Genomic DNA, 15,729 nt, shown 5'->3' on the forward strand with positions numbered 1-15,729 from the left:
GCGAACGGGCCGCAAAATCGGCCGGTTCGCGCGCGGTTGGCCGTTGTGCGGGCCACCGGCTTTGTGTAGACTCGAACGATGGCGCTGATTTCCCTGATCTCCCCGGTCCTGAAACTCCACGGCAACACTGCCCGTGCGGGTGCGCGCGCCATCGTCATCACGAAAACCATTACCACGAAAACGATCATTAAACGCTGATCGCCGTCGTGCCCGCCTGTTTCCCCGCGCGGTCACGCGGGGACGGAAATGGCGGGGAAGCTCCATTCAAAGCAAAGGGTTAGTCATGAACGTAGGTCTCGTAGGTTGGCGCGGCATGGTCGGCAGCGTCCTGATGCAGCGCATGCAGGAAGAGGGCGATTTCGACCTGATCGAACCGGTGTTTTTCAGCACCAGCAATACGGGCGGCAAGGCGCCGTCGTTCGCGAAAAACGAGACCACGCTCAAGGACGCGACCAACGTCGACGAGCTGAAGAAGTGCGACGTGATCATCACGTGCCAGGGCGGCGACTACACGAACGACGTGTTCCCGAAGCTGCGCGCGGCCGGCTGGAACGGCTACTGGATCGACGCGGCATCGTCGCTGCGGATGCAGGACGACGCGGTCATCATCCTCGATCCGGTCAACCTCGACGTGATCAAGGACGCGCTCGTCAAGGGCACGAAGAACTTCATCGGCGGCAACTGCACGGTCAGCCTGATGCTGATGGCGCTCGGCGGCCTGTTCCGCGAGAACCTCGTCGACTGGATCACCGCGATGACGTACCAGGCCGCATCGGGCGCGGGCGCGCAGAACATGCGCGAGCTGCTGTCGCAGATGGGCACGCTGAACGGCGCGGTGCAGGAACAGCTCGCCGATCCGGCTTCCGCGATCCTCGACATCGACCGCCGCGTGCTGGCCGCGATGAACAGCGACGCGATGCCGACGAGCCACTTCGGCGTGCCGCTCGCCGGTTCGCTGATTCCGTGGATCGACAAGGATCTCGGCAACGGGATGTCGAAGGAAGAGTGGAAGGGCGGCGCGGAAACCAACAAGATCCTCGGCAAGCCGGCGATGGGCGAGCCGGGTTCGATTCCGGTCGACGGCCTGTGCGTGCGGATCGGCGCGATGCGCTGCCACTCGCAGGCGCTGACGATCAAGCTGAAGAAGGACGTGCCGCTCGACGAGATCAACGGCATTCTCGCATCGGCGAACGACTGGGTGAAGGTCGTGCCGAACGAGCGTGAAGCGTCGATGCGCGACCTGTCGCCGGCGAAGATCACCGGCACGCTGTCGGTGCCGGTCGGCCGCCTGCGCAAGCTCGCGATGGGCGGCGAATACCTGTCGGCGTTCACGGTCGGCGATCAGCTGCTGTGGGGCGCGGCCGAGCCGCTGCGCCGCATGCTGCGCATCCTGCTCGACAAGTAAGCACGTTGCCTGTCCGGCCCGCGGGCCGGGCTGCACGACATGACGCGCCGCGTCGGCCTTGGGATTCAGGGCCGGCGCGGCGCGTTTTTCATGCGTGGTTCAACGCAGGTTCAGCAGCGTCTGGTCGACGGCCTGCTGGGTCTTGATCGTCTGCGCATTCGCCTGGTAATTGCGCTGCGCGGTGATCAGGTTCACGAGCTCGGTCGTCAGGTTGACGTTCGAGTTTTCCAGCGCGCTGCCCTGCAGCGTGCCGTGGTTCGTGCTGCCCGGCGCGGCGATCTGCGGCACGCCCGACGCGGCCGTTTCCGCATACTGGTTGCCGCCGATGTTCACGAGCCCGTTCGGGTTGTTGAAGTTCGCGAGCGCGATCAGGCCGAGCACCGCGCTCTGGCCGTTCGAGTAATTGCCGGTCAGCTTGCCGTCGGTGCCGATCGAGAACGTCGTCAGCGTGCCGCTCGCGAAGCCGTCCTGCGCGAGATTGTTCACGCCGTCCTTGCCGCCGTACTGCGTCGTGCCGCCCAGGTCGAGCGTCAGGTTCTGCGGATTGGCGCCGCCCGTCGTGTTCGGGATCGAGAACGCGAACTGGCCGAGGCTCGCGGTCGGCTGGCCGGTCGCGGCCGACGTCGTCGAGCTGATCCGGCCCGATGCGTCGAACGTGACGGTGCCGAGATTCGTCGGCGTCTGGCCTTGCACGCCCGCGTAGGCTTGCCACGCGCCGGCCGCGCTCTTCGCGAAGTACATCGTGACCTGCTGCGAGCCGCCGAGCGTGTCGTAGACCTGGATCGACGTGTTGTAGTTGTAGGTCGTGTTGTCGTTCGCGTTGAAGGGCGTCTTGGTCGGCACCTTGTCCTGCGCGTTCAGGTTGAACTGGCCGGTGATCCGGCTCGTCGCGCGCGGCGCGATGTTGCTGGTCGGCGCCTGCAGCGGCACGGTCTGCGCGGTGTTGATCACGCCGCCGGCACCTGCCGCATAGCCCATCAGGTTGCGGCCTTGCGCGTCGACGATCGCGCCGTTCTTGTCGCGATGGAACGTGCCGTCGCGCGAGTACGTGGTCGAGCCGTTGCTCGACATCTGGAAGAAGCCGTTGCCGTTGATCGCGACGTCGAGCGACGACTTCGTCGAATTGATCGTCCCCTGGCCGAAATTCTGCTGCACCGACGCGAGCCGCGTGCCGATGCCGATCTGCGTGTTGACCGACGTCGCGACCGAATTCGCGTACATGTCGGCGAAGTTCGCGCGTCCCTGCTTGAAGCCAACCGTGTTTGCGTTCGCGATGTTGTTGCCGATCACGTCGAGATTGCTCGACGCGCCGGCCAACCCGCTCAAACCCTGCTGATAGCCCATGTTCGTCCCCGTAACGAGCTGGTGAGTGAATGCAGTCGTGCGACTGCGCGATGACCCTCCGGTACTTCACGGCATCAGCCTGGCCAAGCGCGCGCCCGCCTTTCCGGCATGGGCAAGCGCGAGGTCGAAACGTGCCGATTTCTGTTTGAAGACGATCGTATCGGCGGTAATTATTTAATCTGTGTAATTTTGTGTAATGGAATTGAATTGATGCAGAAACGATCGCTTTTGTATGAGCAATGGATCGTGTGGAAGGCGGCGAAAGCCTTACAGGGCGGGGATTTGGCGGTGTAAATTTTCATTTCTCCGATAAGAGAGGGAAATTGCCTTCTTATCGACGAATTGGTATTGATTGGAGCGGGATTGATCGCCGGTCGGGATTTGCTTTGATTTCCGGCTGTTAATTCATTAACGGCGGGCGGGGTGGATTGTTGAGGGCGCGCTTGCGATTCTGTCGTCGCGATCCTGCGGCGTACACGCGGTGAACATCAGAAAGCCGCATCATTCGAACGGTGGGGCGATGCTGCTGCGAGACGGCTTGGGACTGCGCGAGCAGGTTCGCTTTGATCGATCGGATGAGTGGGCTGCGGCAGGCGGACCCGCGCGACACGCGCGCCGGCCCGCGCCCGGTTGCACCTGCCGGCGACGAATTCGGCCGGAACCCGATCGCGTGAAGTAAACTACGCGGTTACGACGCACAGACCCGCCGAAAGCGTCGCGTTCCGCGCGACGCTTTTGCATTTCTGCAGCCACTTTATTGACGCTTCCAACCGCGAATCCGAGCCGCGCCCGCGCGCGGCGATAGAGCCAACGATGTCCCGAATTTTCTTGTTTCCGCGTCAGTCCCGTCTGTCGCGCGCCGTGCGTGGCGCGCTGGCGATCCTGGCGCTCGGCGCAGCCGCATCGGCGTGGGCAGTCGGCACCGGCGAACTGCCGGCGTCTGCTGTCGGCGCCGCTGCTCCGCTTACCGTGACGGTCCAGCCGGGCCAGTCGCTGAACGACATCGCGAAAGCGGCCACGCAATCGCACGACCCGGCCGTGCTCGCGCGCGCCGGTCGCGCGCTGTTCGACGCCAATCCGCAGGCGTTCATGAAGCGCGACGCGAGCCGCCTGAAAGTCGGCGCGACGCTGACCGTGCCCGCGCTCGACGCCACCGGCGCGGCGCTCGTGCCGGCCGGCGCGTCCGCTGCGTCCGGTGCGACGGCCGCTTCCGCGCCCGCCGCCGCATCGGGCGGGGCGGCGAGCGCGCCGCATGGCGCATCCGCGCCGTATCCCGGCTCGGCCGTGCAGTCCGCGCCGGTGGCGCCGGCCGTGCACGCGGCTCCGGTGAGCAGTGCGAGTGCCGCGACGGCGACGGCGGCGGGAGCGTCGGCTTCGAGCGGTGCTTCGGCTTCGATCGGTGGGTCGGCTGCCCATGGCGCGTCGGCTGTCGACGGCATGCAGCCGGCGGCGCCCACCGCCGGTGCAAGCGGCCCGCATGTGTGGAGCGGTGCGATCCAGTCGGCGCCGTCGTTCGCGAGCGAGGCTGCGGGGGCGTCGGCGCCGGGCGGCCCGGTTTCCGGCGTGCACGAACCGGGCGGCGCGGCGCCCGCCGTGGGTGCGTCGCAGCCGCGGCCGTCGAGCCTGCAGCAATTGCTGGCGTTGAAGAATCGCGTGCTGATGGAGTTGCAGAAGCACGGCATCGGCAAGCCGGCGACGACGACCGGCGTCGCACCTGCGCCTGCTCCGGCGCCCGCCGCGCCGCGTCCGGCCGCGAATGACGCTGGTGCGTCGGCCGCTGCATCGACGGCAGACGAAACCGCGTCGGGGGTGGCAGCCAGTGCGCCGCAACCGGCATCGGCTTCCGTGCAACCGGTCGCGCCCGTCGCGACACCGGCACGTCGTACCGAGCAAATGGACTGGCGACCGGCCGCCGTGGCCGGCGCTGCCGTGATCGTGCTCGCGGCCGGCTTCGCATGGCGCAAACGCCGGAAAGGTCGCCGCGCGGACGATGCGGGTCCCGCTGCGACTGCGGCCGCAGCAGGCGGCGCCGCGACTGCAGAAGCGGAAGCCGCGCCGTCCGTCGAACACGAACTGCCGATCACGCCCGAGATGCCGGTCGCACGCGATGCGGCGTCCGACATGAATCTCGCCGCGGCGACTGCCGCTGCGACTGCGGCCGCAGCAGGCGGCGCCGCGGCTGCAGAAGCGGAAGCCGCGCCGTCCGTCGAACGCGAACTGCCGATCACGCCCGAGATGCCGGTCGCACGCGATGCGGCGTCCGACATGAATCTCGCCGCGGCGACTGCCGCTGCGGCGGAGACGGTCGAGCCGCTCGCAGCGGACACATCGCCCGCGCCCGAAATGACGGCACCGCGCGACGAGTTGCCTGAGTCGTCGCCTGCTCACGCTGCGGAGCCGCCCGCGAACGAGGCGACCCCGGTTCCGGCTGAGGCTTCGCACGACGCAGAACCGGCCGAAAAAGCCGCTGTCGCTGACCAGCCGGCCCAGCCGGCCCAGCCGACCGCCGCATCCGCCGCATCTGCCGCACCTTCGACAACCGAAGCGCAGCACGCGACGCTGATGCAGAACGCGATCAGCGCGCTCAACAGTCTCGACATGCCGTTGCCGCCGCGGGCGGCGGACGAGCCGTCGTTGACGCCGGAGGAAGTCGCAGCGCGGGCAACGCAGCCCGACGCCGATAAAATCGCAACTAACGGTCAATCCGCCCAGCACCCGCCGATGGGTTCGGGTGAAACGACACCGGAACATCCGGCCGACCAGGAAGACGAGTTCGACTGGGATCCGGACGCGGCGATGCCCGCCGGCCAAGCGGGCAGCCCGCCTGCGGCGACATCGCTGCCGCCGCTCGGCGGCGCGCAGTTCGGCGCGCTGAAGCTCGACTTCGATCTCGACCTGCCGTCCACGCCGGGTGCCGCGCTGCCTGCGCTCACCGCGGACGAACTCGCGCGCATCGCCCGCAACAAGCTCGACCTCGCGGCCGAATACGTCGAACTGGGCGACCTGTCCGGCGCGCGGACGCTGCTGCAGGAAGTGGTCGACGCGAACGACGCCGCGACGCGCGACGACGCACGCGCGCTGCTCGCGAAACTGGCGGACGAGGCGTGATGCGGATCGCGCTGGGCATCCAGTACGACGGCGCGGCGTTCTGCGGCTGGCAGGCGCAGCCGCACGGCAAGACCGTGCAGGACGCGCTCGAGCACGCGCTCGGCGAATTCGCGTGCGTGCCGCTGCATACGACGGTGGCCGGGCGGACCGACACGGGCGTGCACGGGCTAGGGCAGGTCGTGCATTTCGACACCGACCTCGAGCGCGAGGTGTTCTCGTGGGTGCGCGGCACCAACGCGTTCCTGCCGTCGACCGTTTCCGTGCAGTGGGCGAAGCCGATGCCGGACACCTTCCACGCGCGTTTCTCGGCGTTCGAGCGTACCTACTACTACGCGCTGTACGTGCATCCGGTGCGCTCGCCGATGCTGGCCGGTCGCGCGGGCTGGATCCACACGCCGCTCGACGACGACGCGATGCGCGCCGCCGCCGCGCACCTGATCGGCGAGCACGACTTTTCGTCGTTCCGGTCGTCGGAATGCCAGTCGAAGACGCCGGTCAAACACCTGTATCAGATCGACGTGCGGCGCGCGGGGCATTTCATCCATTTCCGCTTCCGCGCGAACGCGTTCCTGCATCACATGGTGCGCAACCTGATGGGCTGCCTCGTCGCGGTCGGGCGCGGCCGCTATCCGGCCGACTGGCTCGCCGACGTGCTGGCCGGGCGCGATCGCAACCTCGCGGCGCCCACGTTCATGGCCGACGGGCTGTATCTCGCCCACGTCGGCTACCCGGCGGAATTCGCCGTCCCGCCCGCGCAGCTCGGCAGCGTGCCGTGGAGCAGCGTCTGGGCCGATCTGGACCCACTATCATGACGGATCACGACGTGCCTTCTTCGAGTTCCGCCGCGGCGGGCCTGCCGCCGCGCACGCGCATCAAGCTGTGCGGGCTGTCGCGCCCCGAGGACGTGCTGCACGCGGCGGCGCTCGGCGCCGATGCGATCGGCCTCGTGTTCTACCCGAAGAGCCCGCGCGCGGTGACGATCGCGCAGGCAGCCGAGCTGGCGAGCCTGGCGCCGCCGTTCGTCTCGGTGGTCGGGCTGTTCGTGAATGCGACCGAAGCCGAGATCGAAGCCGTCGTGCGCGACGTGCCGCTCACGCTGCTGCAGTTCCACGGCGACGAGACGCCCGAGCAGTGCGATGCGCTCGGCCGCGCGGCCCGCCTGCCTTGGTTGCGCGCGGTGCGCGTCGGCCCCTCGACGCAGCGTGCCGATTTGGTAGAATCGGCTCTTCATTATTCGAAAGCGCGCGGCCTCCTGTTCGACACCCTGGTGCCGGATTACGGCGGTAGCGGCAAGGTCTTCGATTGGTCTCTTATTCCCGCAGAGCTCGCGCGTCGGGCCGTTTTGAGTGGTGGCTTGAACGCGCAAAACGTCGGTGATGCGATCCGCCAGCTGCGTCCGTTTGCTGTCGATGTCTCGAGTGGCATCGAAGTGGAGGGCGCGAAGGGCGTGAAGGATCACGCCCGGATGGCGGCGTTCGTACGCGCGGTGCGCGAAGCGGACGCCGGGTGATGCAAGCCGGTGCGGCCTGACAAGCGGGCGCACCGACCGATCGAGAGAGACACCATGTACAACCTTCCTGATGATCGCGGCCATTTCGGCCCGTATGGCGGCACGTTCGTCGCCGAGACGCTGATTCACGCGCTGGACGAACTGCGCGCGGCGTATGAAAAGTTCCGGAACGATCCCGAGTTCGTCGCCGAATACGAGCGCGAACTGAAGTACTTCGTCGGCCGTCCGTCGCCGATCTATCACGCGCAGCGCTGGAGCGAGATGCTCGGCGGCGCGCAGATCTACCTGAAGCGCGAAGACTTGAACCACACGGGCGCGCACAAGATCAACAACGTGATCGGCCAGGCGCTGCTCGCGAAGCGCATGGGCAAGAAGCGCGTGATCGCCGAAACGGGCGCCGGCCAGCACGGCGTCGCGACCGCGACGATCTGCGCGCGCTTCGGGATGGAGTGCATCGTCTACATGGGTTCCGAGGACGTGCGCCGGCAGGCCGCGAACGTCTACCGGATGAAGCTGCTTGGCGCGACGGTCGTGCCGGTCGAATCGGGTTCGCGCACGCTGAAGGACGCGCTGAACGAAGCGATGCGCGACTGGGTCACGAACATCGAAAGCACGTTCTACATCATCGGCACGGTCGCGGGCCCGCACCCGTACCCGATGATGGTGCGCGACTTCCAGCGCGTGATCGGCGACGAGTGCAAGGTGCAGATGCCCGAGCTCGCCGGCCGGCAGCCGGACGCGGTGATCGCCTGCGTCGGCGGCGGGTCGAACGCGATGGGCATCTTCTATCCGTACATCGACGATCAATCGGTGCAGCTGATCGGCGTCGAAGCGGCCGGCGACGGCCTCGACACGGGGCATCACGCGGCCTCGCTGATCGCCGGCAGCCCGGGCGTGCTGCACGGCAACCGCACGTACCTGCTGCAGGACGACGACGGCCAGATCATCGAGACGCATTCGGTGTCGGCGGGCCTCGACTATCCGGGCGTCGGCCCCGAGCACGCATGGCTGAAGGACAGCGGCCGCGCGCAGTACGTGCCGATCACCGACGCAGAAGCGCTAAAGGCGTTCCACGACTGCTGCCGGATCGAGGGGATCATTCCCGCGCTCGAGTCGAGCCACGCGATCGCGTATGGCGTGAAGCTCGCGCCGACGTTGCCGAAGGACAAGATCCTGCTCGTCAACCTGTCGGGCCGCGGCGACAAGGACATGCACACGGTCGCCGAGCGATCGGGCATCGAGCTCTGACCCCGACCGATGCGTGACCTGATCGAAGAGCCGGGCGGCGGCGCCGCGAGCGAGGTGGAGGCGGTTCAGCCCGCCGCTGCCGTGCCGCGCGCGCTGCCGCACGGTATCGAACTGCACAACCGCGATTTCCTGACCGATGCCGCGCACCTGCCGGACGCGTCGATCGACCTGATCGTCGCCGATCCGCCGTACGGGCTCGGCAAGGACTACGGCAACGATTCGGACAAGCGTTCGGGCGACGATTTCCTCGCGTGGACGCGCGAGTGGCTCGAACTCGCGATTCCGAAACTGAAGCCGAGCGGGTCGATGTACATCTTCTGCACGTGGCAGTACGCGCCGGAAATCTTCAGTTTCCTGAAGACGCAGCTCACGATGGTCAACGAGATCATCTGGGACCGGCGCGTGCCGAGCATGGGCGGCACGACGCGCCGTTTCACGTCGGTGCACGACAACATCGGCTTTTTCGCGGTTTCCAAGGCGTATTACTTCGATCTCGATCCGGTCCGCATCCCGTACGACGCCGACACGAAGAAGGCCCGCTCGCGCAAGCTGTTCGAAGGCAGCAAGTGGCTGGAGATGGGCTACAACCCGAAGGACGTCTGGTCGGTCTCGCGCCTGCACCGGCAGCACGCGGAGCGCGTCGATCATCCGACCCAGAAGCCGCTGGAAATCATCGAGCGGATGGTGCTCGCAAGCTGCCCGCCGGGCGGCCGCGTGCTCGATCCGTTCATGGGCAGCGGCACGACCGCGGTGGCCTGCGCACGGCAGGGGCGCGACTTCGTCGGCTACGAGATCAACGAAAGCTATTGTGCGATCGCGCACGAGCGCGTGAGCGCGCTCGCCGCGCCGGCGTGCGCGTGAATCGCGCCGCCGCATCGCCGAACGCACCAAGGAAAAAATTGCCATGTCCCGTATTCAGCAGACCTTCGCCGCGCTCGCCGAACAAGGCCGTAAAGGCCTGATCCCGTTCATCACGGCCGGCGACCCCGATCCCGCGAAAACCGTCGAATTCATGCACGCGCTCGCCGCAGGCGGCGCGGACGTGATCGAACTCGGTGTGCCGTTCTCGGACCCGATGGCCGACGGCCCCGTGATCCAGCGCTCGTCGGAGCGCGCGCTCGCGCGCGGCGTCACGTTGAAGAGCGTGCTCGCCGACGTGAAGCGTTTTCGCGAAACCGACCCCAAAACCCCCGTCGTGCTGATGGGCTATGCGAACCCGATCGAACGGATGGGCGTCGACGCGTTCGCGGCCGAAGCGCACGCGGCCGGCGTCGACGGCGTGCTGGTGGTCGACTATCCGCCGGAAGAGGCGGGCGTGTTCGCGGAAAAGATGCGGGCCGCGCAGATCGATCCGATCTTCCTGCTCGCGCCCACGTCGACCGACGAACGCATTGCCGACGTCGGCAAGATCGCGAGCGGCTACGTGTACTACGTGTCGCTCAAGGGCGTGACCGGGGCCGGAAATCTGGATGTTTCCAGCATTGCGGGTAAAATCCCGGCCATCAAGTCGCGCGTGCCGGTTCCGGTGGGCGTCGGCTTCGGCATCCGCGACGCCGAAACGGCGCGCGCGGTGGCCGAAGTGTCGGACGCCGTCGTGATCGGCAGCCGCCTCGTGCAGCTGCTCGAAAGCGCTGCGCCGGACGCTGCCGCCGATGCGCTGAAGACTTTCATCGCCGAGCTGCGTGCCGCCCTGGACGGCGCGGGCAAGACGGCGCGATAAACACAACAGGAAGCGGGCGGGCCAAGCGGCCGGCCCGCCACGGAACAGGAAACCATACGATGAGCTGGCTCGACAAACTGTTGCCGCCGAAGATCAAGCAGACCGACCCGAAAAGCCGCAAGGGCATTCCGGAAGGCCTGTGGGTCAAGTGCCCGTCCTGCGAGGCCGTTCTCTATCGCAACGACGTGGACGCGAACCTGCACGTGTGCCCGAAGTGTGATCACCACATGCGCATCGGCGCGCGCGAGCGCCTCGACGGGCTGCTCGATCCGGAAGGCCGCTACGAGATCGGCCAGGAAATCGTGCCGGTCGACTCGCTGAAGTTCAAGGACAGCCGCAAGTACCCCGATCGTCTGAAGGAAGCGATGGACGAGACGGGCGAGACCGACGCGATGGTCGTGATGGGCGGCGCGATCCACACGCTGCCGGTTGTGGCAGCCTGCTTCGAGTTTTCGTTCATGGGCGGCTCGATGGGTTCGGTCGTCGGCGAGCGCTTCGCGCGCGGTGCGCAGAACGCGCTGGAACAGCACGTGCCGTTCATCTGCTTCACCGCATCGGGCGGCGCACGGATGCAGGAAAGCCTGCTGTCGCTGATGCAGATGGCCAAGACCACCGCGATGCTGACCAAGCTGGCCGAAGCGAAGCTGCCGTTCATCTCGGTGCTGACCGACCCGACGATGGGCGGCGTGTCGGCGAGCTTTGCGTTCCTCGGCGACGTCGTGATCGCGGAGCCGAAGGCGCTGATCGGCTTCGCCGGCCCGCGCGTGATCGAGCAGACGGTGCGCGAGAAGCTGCCGGAAGGCTTCCAGCGCGCGGAATTCCTGCTGACGACGGGCGCGATCGACATGATCGTCGACCGCCGCAAGATGCGCGACGAGATCGCGCAATTGCTCGCGCTGCTGCAGCGACAGCCGGCCGACGCGCTGGCTTGACCGGCGCAAGGTTGTGACTCTGCGCGTCGCCTGGCTTCAGCGTCAGGCGGCGCGCTTCGTTTTTCGTAGTGGCGGTACCGATCCAGATTTGATCCGATGAGCACTTTTCCCACTCTCGATGCGTGGCTTTCGCATCTCGAACGCGCGCACCCGGTCGGCATCGACATGGGCCTGACCCGCATCGGGCAGGTCAAGGCGGCGCTGCAGCTCGAATTCGCGTGCCCCGTGATCACCGTCGGCGGCACGAACGGCAAGGGCTCGACCTGCGCATTCCTCGAGACGATCCTGGTGCGCGCCGGCTACAAGGTTGGCTGCCACACGTCGCCGCACCTGCTCGAATTCAACGAGCGCGCGCGCGTGAACGGGCAGAACGTGACCGACGACGAACTGCTGCCGCACTTCGAGGCCGTCGAAGCCGCGCGCACGTCGCTGGCCGAGCCCGTGTCGCTCACGTATTTCGAATTCACGACGCTCGCGATCCTGCATCTGTTCGCATCGCGCGGGCTCGACGCGGTGATTCTCGAAGTCGGCCTCGGCGGCCGGCTCGATGCGGTCAACATCATCGATACCGATTGCGCGATCGTCACGAGCATCGACATCGACCACACCGAATACCTCGGCGACACGCGCGAGAAGATCGCGTTCGAGAAGGCCGGGATCTTCCGCGCGGGCAAGCCGGCGATCTGCGGCGATCCGGCCGCGCCGCAGACGCTGATCGACCACGCCGAAGCGATCGGCGCCGACCTGTGGCTGGTCGGCCGCGATTTCCGCTACGAGGCGCAGGCGGGCGCCGAGCGCCAGCAATGGAGCTACCTCGGCCGCGAGAAGCGCTATCCGGCGCTCGCGTATCCGGCGCTGCGCGGCGCGAATCAGCTGATCAACGCATCGGCCGCGCTCGCCGCGCTCGAGGCGCTGCGCCCGGTGCTGCCGGTGTCCGCGCAGGACATCCGGCTCGGGCTGGCGAACGTCGAGCTGCCGGGGCGCTTCCAGGTGCTGCCCGGCAAGCCGGCGATCGTGCTCGACGTCGCGCACAACCCGCATGCAGCGGCCGTGCTCGAGCAGAACCTCGGCAACATGGGCTTCTTCCCGTACACGTACGCGGTATTCGGCGCGATGCACGACAAGGACATCGACGGCGTGCTGCAGCACCTGAAGGGCGAGATCGACCACTGGTGCGTGACCGATCTGCCGCTGCCGCGCGCGGCCTCCGCGGAGCAGCTCGAAGCCGCGCTGCGCAAGGCCGGCGTGGAGGAGGGGCCCGATTCGAGCGTGACGCGTTACGCGTCGCCCGCGGAAGCATTTCGCGATGCACTAAAAAGAGCATCCGAGAATGATAGAATCGTGGTTTTCGGCAGTTTCCATACGGTCGCCGGCGTGCTGGCCTACCGTAAATCGCAGCAACACTGACTGACGGGCAGTTTCGGACTCAGCCATTCATGGGAATTTTCTCGTTCGGCAAGAAAGACGACGACGCGCCCCCGCGGCGCGGCGGTCGCACCGGGGCCTCCCGGAACGTGCGCACGGAGCGCACTGAACGCGTCGAGCGACGCTCGCGCCGCACCGAGCGTCCGGAATCGGACGCACTGCTCCTCGATCCGACCCTTCCAGAAAAGCAACGCGCGCGCCGTCGCCTCGTCGGCGCGATCGCGCTCGTCGTGGCCGCGGTGGTCGTGCTGCCGATGGTGCTCGATTCGCACCCGAAGCCGGTCACCGACGACATCGCGATCGACATCCCGAACCGACCTGCGCACCAGGCGGTCGCGCCGCGCGACGACGATGTGTCCGACGTGCAGGCGGGCGTCGCGCACGACGAACCGCCGGCCTCCGACACGGCCGTTGCGGCCGCACCGGCGCCCGCGCCGAAGGATGCTGCCAAGCCGGTCGCGAAACCCGATACGACCACCACCGCGAGCGTGACGCCGCCGAAGCCGGCTGCGCCCGCGGCGAAACCGGCCGCGCCGAAGCCTGCGCCCGCAACGGTAGCGAATGCCGGCGCGGCGAGCCCGGACAGCGGCGATGCATCGTCGCCGGCATCGCCGGCCGGTGCGCGCTTCGCGGTGCAGCTCGGGTCGTTCAAGGACGACGCGACGGCCCGTTCGTGGGCGACCAAGTTGAAATCGGCGGGCGTGCCCGCATATGTCGAGCATCGCAAGCAGGCAGACGGCAGCACGGCTACACTGTTGCGTGCCGGCCCGTTCGCGGATCGCTCGGCGGCCTCCGCCGCGATCGCGAAGGTGCGCGAAGCCGGTCTGACGCAGTAATGCCGCGATGCTGACGGCTTTCGACTACGCTGTGTTGGCGGTGATCGTGTTGTCGGCGCTGCGCGGCGCGTGGCGCGGCTTCGTGTCCGAGATTTTCGGGCTGATCGGCTGGATCGCGGCGATCGTGATCGCGGGCCGCTACGTCGGGCTGGTCGTGCCGTATATCCCGGCGAACTGGCCGGGCGGCGCGCTGACGCAGTGGGTGATCGCCTTCGCGTTGCTCGTGATCGGCGTCGTGCTGGTCGCCGGCGTGGCGAACGCGCTGCTGTCGCGGATCGCGCAGGCGAGTGGCCTGGGCGGCGTCGACCGCTCGCTGGGCATGATGTTCGGGCTGGTGCGCGGCTGCGTGCTGGTGGTGCTGCTGGTCGCGGCGGCCGGGCTGACCGAACTGCCCAAACAGGATTTCTGGCGCAATGCGCTATTGCGTCCTTTTGCCGAACAGGGCGTGCACGAGCTGAAGCAGCTCCTGCCCGACGGCATGGCCCAGTACGTACGCGTGTGACGACGCGGCCGGGCAGGACGTAACCGATTTTGTCATCTTGAAGGACATGCCATGTGCGGCATCGTAGGTGTTATCTCCCAATCCCCGGTCAACCAGCTGATCTATGACAGCCTGCTGCTGCTGCAGCATCGCGGTCAGGACGCGGCGGGCATTGCGACGGCGGACGGCAGCAATTTCCACATGTACAAGGCGAACGGCATGGTGCGCGACGTGTTCCGCACGCGCAACATGCGCAGCCTGCCCGGCACCTACGGCATCGGCCAGGTGCGCTACCCGACGGCCGGCTCGGCGTCGAGCGAGGCCGAGGCGCAGCCGTTCTACGTGAACGCGCCGTTCGGGATCATCCTCGCGCACAACGGCAACCTGACGAACTGGCAGCAACTGAAGGACGAGATGTTCCGGATCGACCGCCGGCACATCAACACCAATTCCGACAGCGAAGTGCTGCTCAACGTGTTCGCGCACGAGCTGCAACTGTCGACCACGGGCCTCGAGCTCGATCCGGCATCGGTGTTCAAGGCGGTTTCTGGCGTGCATCGCCGCCTGCAGGGTTCGTATGCGATCGTGTCGCTGATCGCCGGCTACGGCCTGCTCGCGTTCCGCGATCCGTTCGGCATCCGCCCGCTGTGCCTCGGCAAGCTCGAGACCGAACACGGCACCGAGTGGATGGTCGCGTCGGAGTCGGTGGCGGTCGAAGGCATCGGTTTCGAATTCGTGCGTGACCTGGAGCCGGGCGAAGCGATCTTCATCGACAAGGCCGGCAACTTCCACAGCCAGCAGTGCGCGGAGAACCCGACGCTGAATCCGTGCATGTTCGAATACGTGTATCTGGCCCGTCCGGATTCGTGCCTCGACGGCGTGCCGGTCTACAACGTGCGCCTGCGCATGGGCGACTATCTCGCCGAGAAGATCAAGCGCGAACTGCCGAACGTGCCGATCGACGTCGTGATGCCGATTCCCGATTCGTCGCGCCCGGCTGCGATGCAGGTCGCCGCGAAGCTCGGCGTCGAGTATCGCGAAGGCTTCTTCAAGAACCGCTACGTCGGCCGCACGTTCATCATGCCGGGGCAGGCCGTGCGCAAGAAGTCGGTGCGCCAGAAGCTCAACGCGATGAGCATCGAGTTCAAGGACAAGCACGTGCTGATCGTCGACGATTCGATCGTGCGCGGCACGACCTCGCACGAAATCGTGCAGATGGCGCGCGATGCGGGCGCGAAGTCGGTGATCTTCGCGTCGGCGGCGCCGCCCGTGAAGTTCCCGAACGTGTACGGCATCGACATGCCGACGCGCGGCGAGCTCGTCGCGCACGGCCGCACCGACGAGGAAGTCGCGAAGATCATCGGCGCCGACCACCTGATCTACCAGGACGTCGACGATCTGCGCCGCGCGGTGCGCGACATCAACCCGAAGCTCGAGCGCTTCGAGGCGTCGTGCTTCGACGGCAACTACATCACCGGCGACGTGACGCCCGAGTATCTCGACAGGATCGAGCGCGCGCGCCTCACGCCGGCGTCGCAGGCCGATCGCGACACGGCCGGCGACACCGAGCGTTCGCAGATGAACCTGCAACTGTCGGTCGAGTAACGCCGGCGCACGCTTTTATCGAGGCGTGATAGGATGTGGCCTTGCGTCGATTTGATATCAGCTTGCGGACGCGGGGCAACTTCCCAAAACAGCTAAAGCGAAGGCCGGCGGCAGC

Annotated in this window: 14 protein-coding genes; 13 read left to right on the top strand and 1 reads right to left on the bottom strand. The window is 67.1% G+C overall.

Annotated elements, in window-relative coordinates; genetic code table 11:
• Nucleotides 1-78 precede the first annotated feature (78 nt).
• Nucleotides 79-198, top strand: a complete 120-nt coding sequence (locus HWW87_RS03320; protein WP_006756675.1) for a hypothetical protein — start codon at nucleotides 79-81, stop codon at nucleotides 196-198.
• A gap of 85 nt (nucleotides 199-283) precedes the next feature.
• On the top strand, nucleotides 284-1,405 hold the full coding sequence (gene asd, locus HWW87_RS03325) for an aspartate-semialdehyde dehydrogenase (RefSeq protein WP_012338485.1): 1,122 nt from the start codon (nucleotides 284-286) through the stop codon (nucleotides 1,403-1,405).
• A gap of 99 nt (nucleotides 1,406-1,504) precedes the next feature.
• Here the strand turns inward: asd and flgE are convergent, their stop codons facing one another.
• Nucleotides 1,505-2,749, bottom strand: coding sequence for a flagellar hook protein FlgE (flgE, locus tag HWW87_RS03330; protein WP_175819221.1), 1,245 nt, complete (start codon nucleotides 2,747-2,749; stop codon nucleotides 1,505-1,507).
• Between the two features lie 813 nt (nucleotides 2,750-3,562).
• Here flgE and HWW87_RS03335 point away from each other — a divergent pair.
• From HWW87_RS03335 to purF, 11 genes are all read left to right on the top strand, one after another.
• Nucleotides 3,563-5,857, top strand: a complete 2,295-nt coding sequence (locus HWW87_RS03335; protein WP_175819222.1) for a FimV/HubP family polar landmark protein — start codon at nucleotides 3,563-3,565, stop codon at nucleotides 5,855-5,857.
• Entirely contained in the window at nucleotides 5,857-6,669 is an 813-nt protein-coding gene (gene truA / locus HWW87_RS03340; protein ID WP_174433551.1) for a tRNA pseudouridine(38-40) synthase TruA, read from the top strand. The genes HWW87_RS03335 and truA overlap by 1 nt, the downstream gene beginning before the upstream one ends.
• Entirely contained in the window at nucleotides 6,666-7,367 is a 702-nt protein-coding gene (locus HWW87_RS03345; RefSeq protein ID WP_175819223.1) for a phosphoribosylanthranilate isomerase, read from the top strand. The genes truA and HWW87_RS03345 overlap by 4 nt, the downstream gene beginning before the upstream one ends.
• 54 nt (nucleotides 7,368-7,421) lie before the next feature.
• A complete protein-coding gene (trpB, locus tag HWW87_RS03350) occupies nucleotides 7,422-8,615 on the top strand; it encodes a tryptophan synthase subunit beta (protein WP_175819224.1) in 1,194 nt (397 codons plus the stop codon).
• Nucleotides 8,616-8,624: 9 nt separating this feature from the next.
• Nucleotides 8,625-9,476: a site-specific DNA-methyltransferase gene (locus tag HWW87_RS03355; RefSeq protein WP_175819225.1), complete on the top strand. Its 852-nt coding sequence runs from the start codon at nucleotides 8,625-8,627 to the stop codon at nucleotides 9,474-9,476.
• Between the two features lie 43 nt (nucleotides 9,477-9,519).
• Nucleotides 9,520-10,335 carry a tryptophan synthase subunit alpha gene (gene trpA, locus HWW87_RS03360; RefSeq protein WP_174433554.1) on the top strand — a complete coding sequence of 272 codons (816 nt, stop codon included), beginning with the start codon at nucleotides 9,520-9,522 and terminating at the stop codon, nucleotides 10,333-10,335.
• Between the two features lie 59 nt (nucleotides 10,336-10,394).
• Nucleotides 10,395-11,267, top strand: a complete 873-nt coding sequence (accD, locus tag HWW87_RS03365) for an acetyl-CoA carboxylase, carboxyltransferase subunit beta (RefSeq protein WP_006755101.1) — start codon at nucleotides 10,395-10,397, stop codon at nucleotides 11,265-11,267.
• Between the two features lie 96 nt (nucleotides 11,268-11,363).
• Nucleotides 11,364-12,674, top strand: a complete 1,311-nt coding sequence (gene folC / locus HWW87_RS03370; RefSeq protein WP_027810587.1) for a bifunctional tetrahydrofolate synthase/dihydrofolate synthase — start codon at nucleotides 11,364-11,366, stop codon at nucleotides 12,672-12,674.
• Between the two features lie 29 nt (nucleotides 12,675-12,703).
• Nucleotides 12,704-13,528 carry an SPOR domain-containing protein gene (locus tag HWW87_RS03375; RefSeq protein WP_175819226.1) on the top strand — a complete coding sequence of 275 codons (825 nt, stop codon included), beginning with the start codon at nucleotides 12,704-12,706 and terminating at the stop codon, nucleotides 13,526-13,528.
• A gap of 7 nt (nucleotides 13,529-13,535) precedes the next feature.
• Nucleotides 13,536-14,030, top strand: coding sequence for a CvpA family protein (locus tag HWW87_RS03380; protein ID WP_027782633.1), 495 nt, complete (start codon nucleotides 13,536-13,538; stop codon nucleotides 14,028-14,030).
• Nucleotides 14,031-14,081: 51 nt separating this feature from the next.
• The gene (gene purF / locus HWW87_RS03385) at nucleotides 14,082-15,614 is read left to right on the top strand and encodes an amidophosphoribosyltransferase (RefSeq protein WP_175819227.1); all 1,533 of its coding nucleotides are present in this window, start codon (nucleotides 14,082-14,084) and stop codon (nucleotides 15,612-15,614) included.
• The last annotated feature ends 115 nt before the right edge of the window (nucleotides 15,615-15,729 follow it).

Source organism: Burkholderia sp. BCC0419 (assembly GCF_902830285.1).
Taxonomy (GTDB): domain Bacteria; phylum Pseudomonadota; class Gammaproteobacteria; order Burkholderiales; family Burkholderiaceae; genus Burkholderia.

Excerpts from the sequence above, each read along its gene's own strand:
- HWW87_RS03320 (WP_006756675.1), top strand. The coding sequence starts at position 79 with ATGGCGCTGATTTCCCTGATCTCCCCGGTCCTGAAACTCCACGGCAAC.
- asd (WP_012338485.1), top strand. The coding sequence starts at position 284 with ATGAACGTAGGTCTCGTAGGTTGGCGCGGCATGGTCGGCAGCGTCCTG.
- flgE (WP_175819221.1), bottom strand. The coding sequence starts at position 2,749 with ATGGGCTATCAGCAGGGTTTGAGCGGGTTGGCCGGCGCGTCGAGCAAT.
- HWW87_RS03335 (WP_175819222.1), top strand. The coding sequence starts at position 3,563 with ATGTCCCGAATTTTCTTGTTTCCGCGTCAGTCCCGTCTGTCGCGCGCC.
- truA (WP_174433551.1), top strand. The coding sequence starts at position 5,857 with ATGCGGATCGCGCTGGGCATCCAGTACGACGGCGCGGCGTTCTGCGGC.
- HWW87_RS03345 (WP_175819223.1), top strand. The coding sequence starts at position 6,666 with ATGACGGATCACGACGTGCCTTCTTCGAGTTCCGCCGCGGCGGGCCTG.
- trpB (WP_175819224.1), top strand. The coding sequence starts at position 7,422 with ATGTACAACCTTCCTGATGATCGCGGCCATTTCGGCCCGTATGGCGGC.
- HWW87_RS03355 (WP_175819225.1), top strand. The coding sequence starts at position 8,625 with ATGCGTGACCTGATCGAAGAGCCGGGCGGCGGCGCCGCGAGCGAGGTG.
- trpA (WP_174433554.1), top strand. The coding sequence starts at position 9,520 with ATGTCCCGTATTCAGCAGACCTTCGCCGCGCTCGCCGAACAAGGCCGT.
- accD (WP_006755101.1), top strand. The coding sequence starts at position 10,395 with ATGAGCTGGCTCGACAAACTGTTGCCGCCGAAGATCAAGCAGACCGAC.
- folC (WP_027810587.1), top strand. The coding sequence starts at position 11,364 with ATGAGCACTTTTCCCACTCTCGATGCGTGGCTTTCGCATCTCGAACGC.
- HWW87_RS03375 (WP_175819226.1), top strand. The coding sequence starts at position 12,704 with ATGGGAATTTTCTCGTTCGGCAAGAAAGACGACGACGCGCCCCCGCGG.
- HWW87_RS03380 (WP_027782633.1), top strand. The coding sequence starts at position 13,536 with ATGCTGACGGCTTTCGACTACGCTGTGTTGGCGGTGATCGTGTTGTCG.
- purF (WP_175819227.1), top strand. The coding sequence starts at position 14,082 with ATGTGCGGCATCGTAGGTGTTATCTCCCAATCCCCGGTCAACCAGCTG.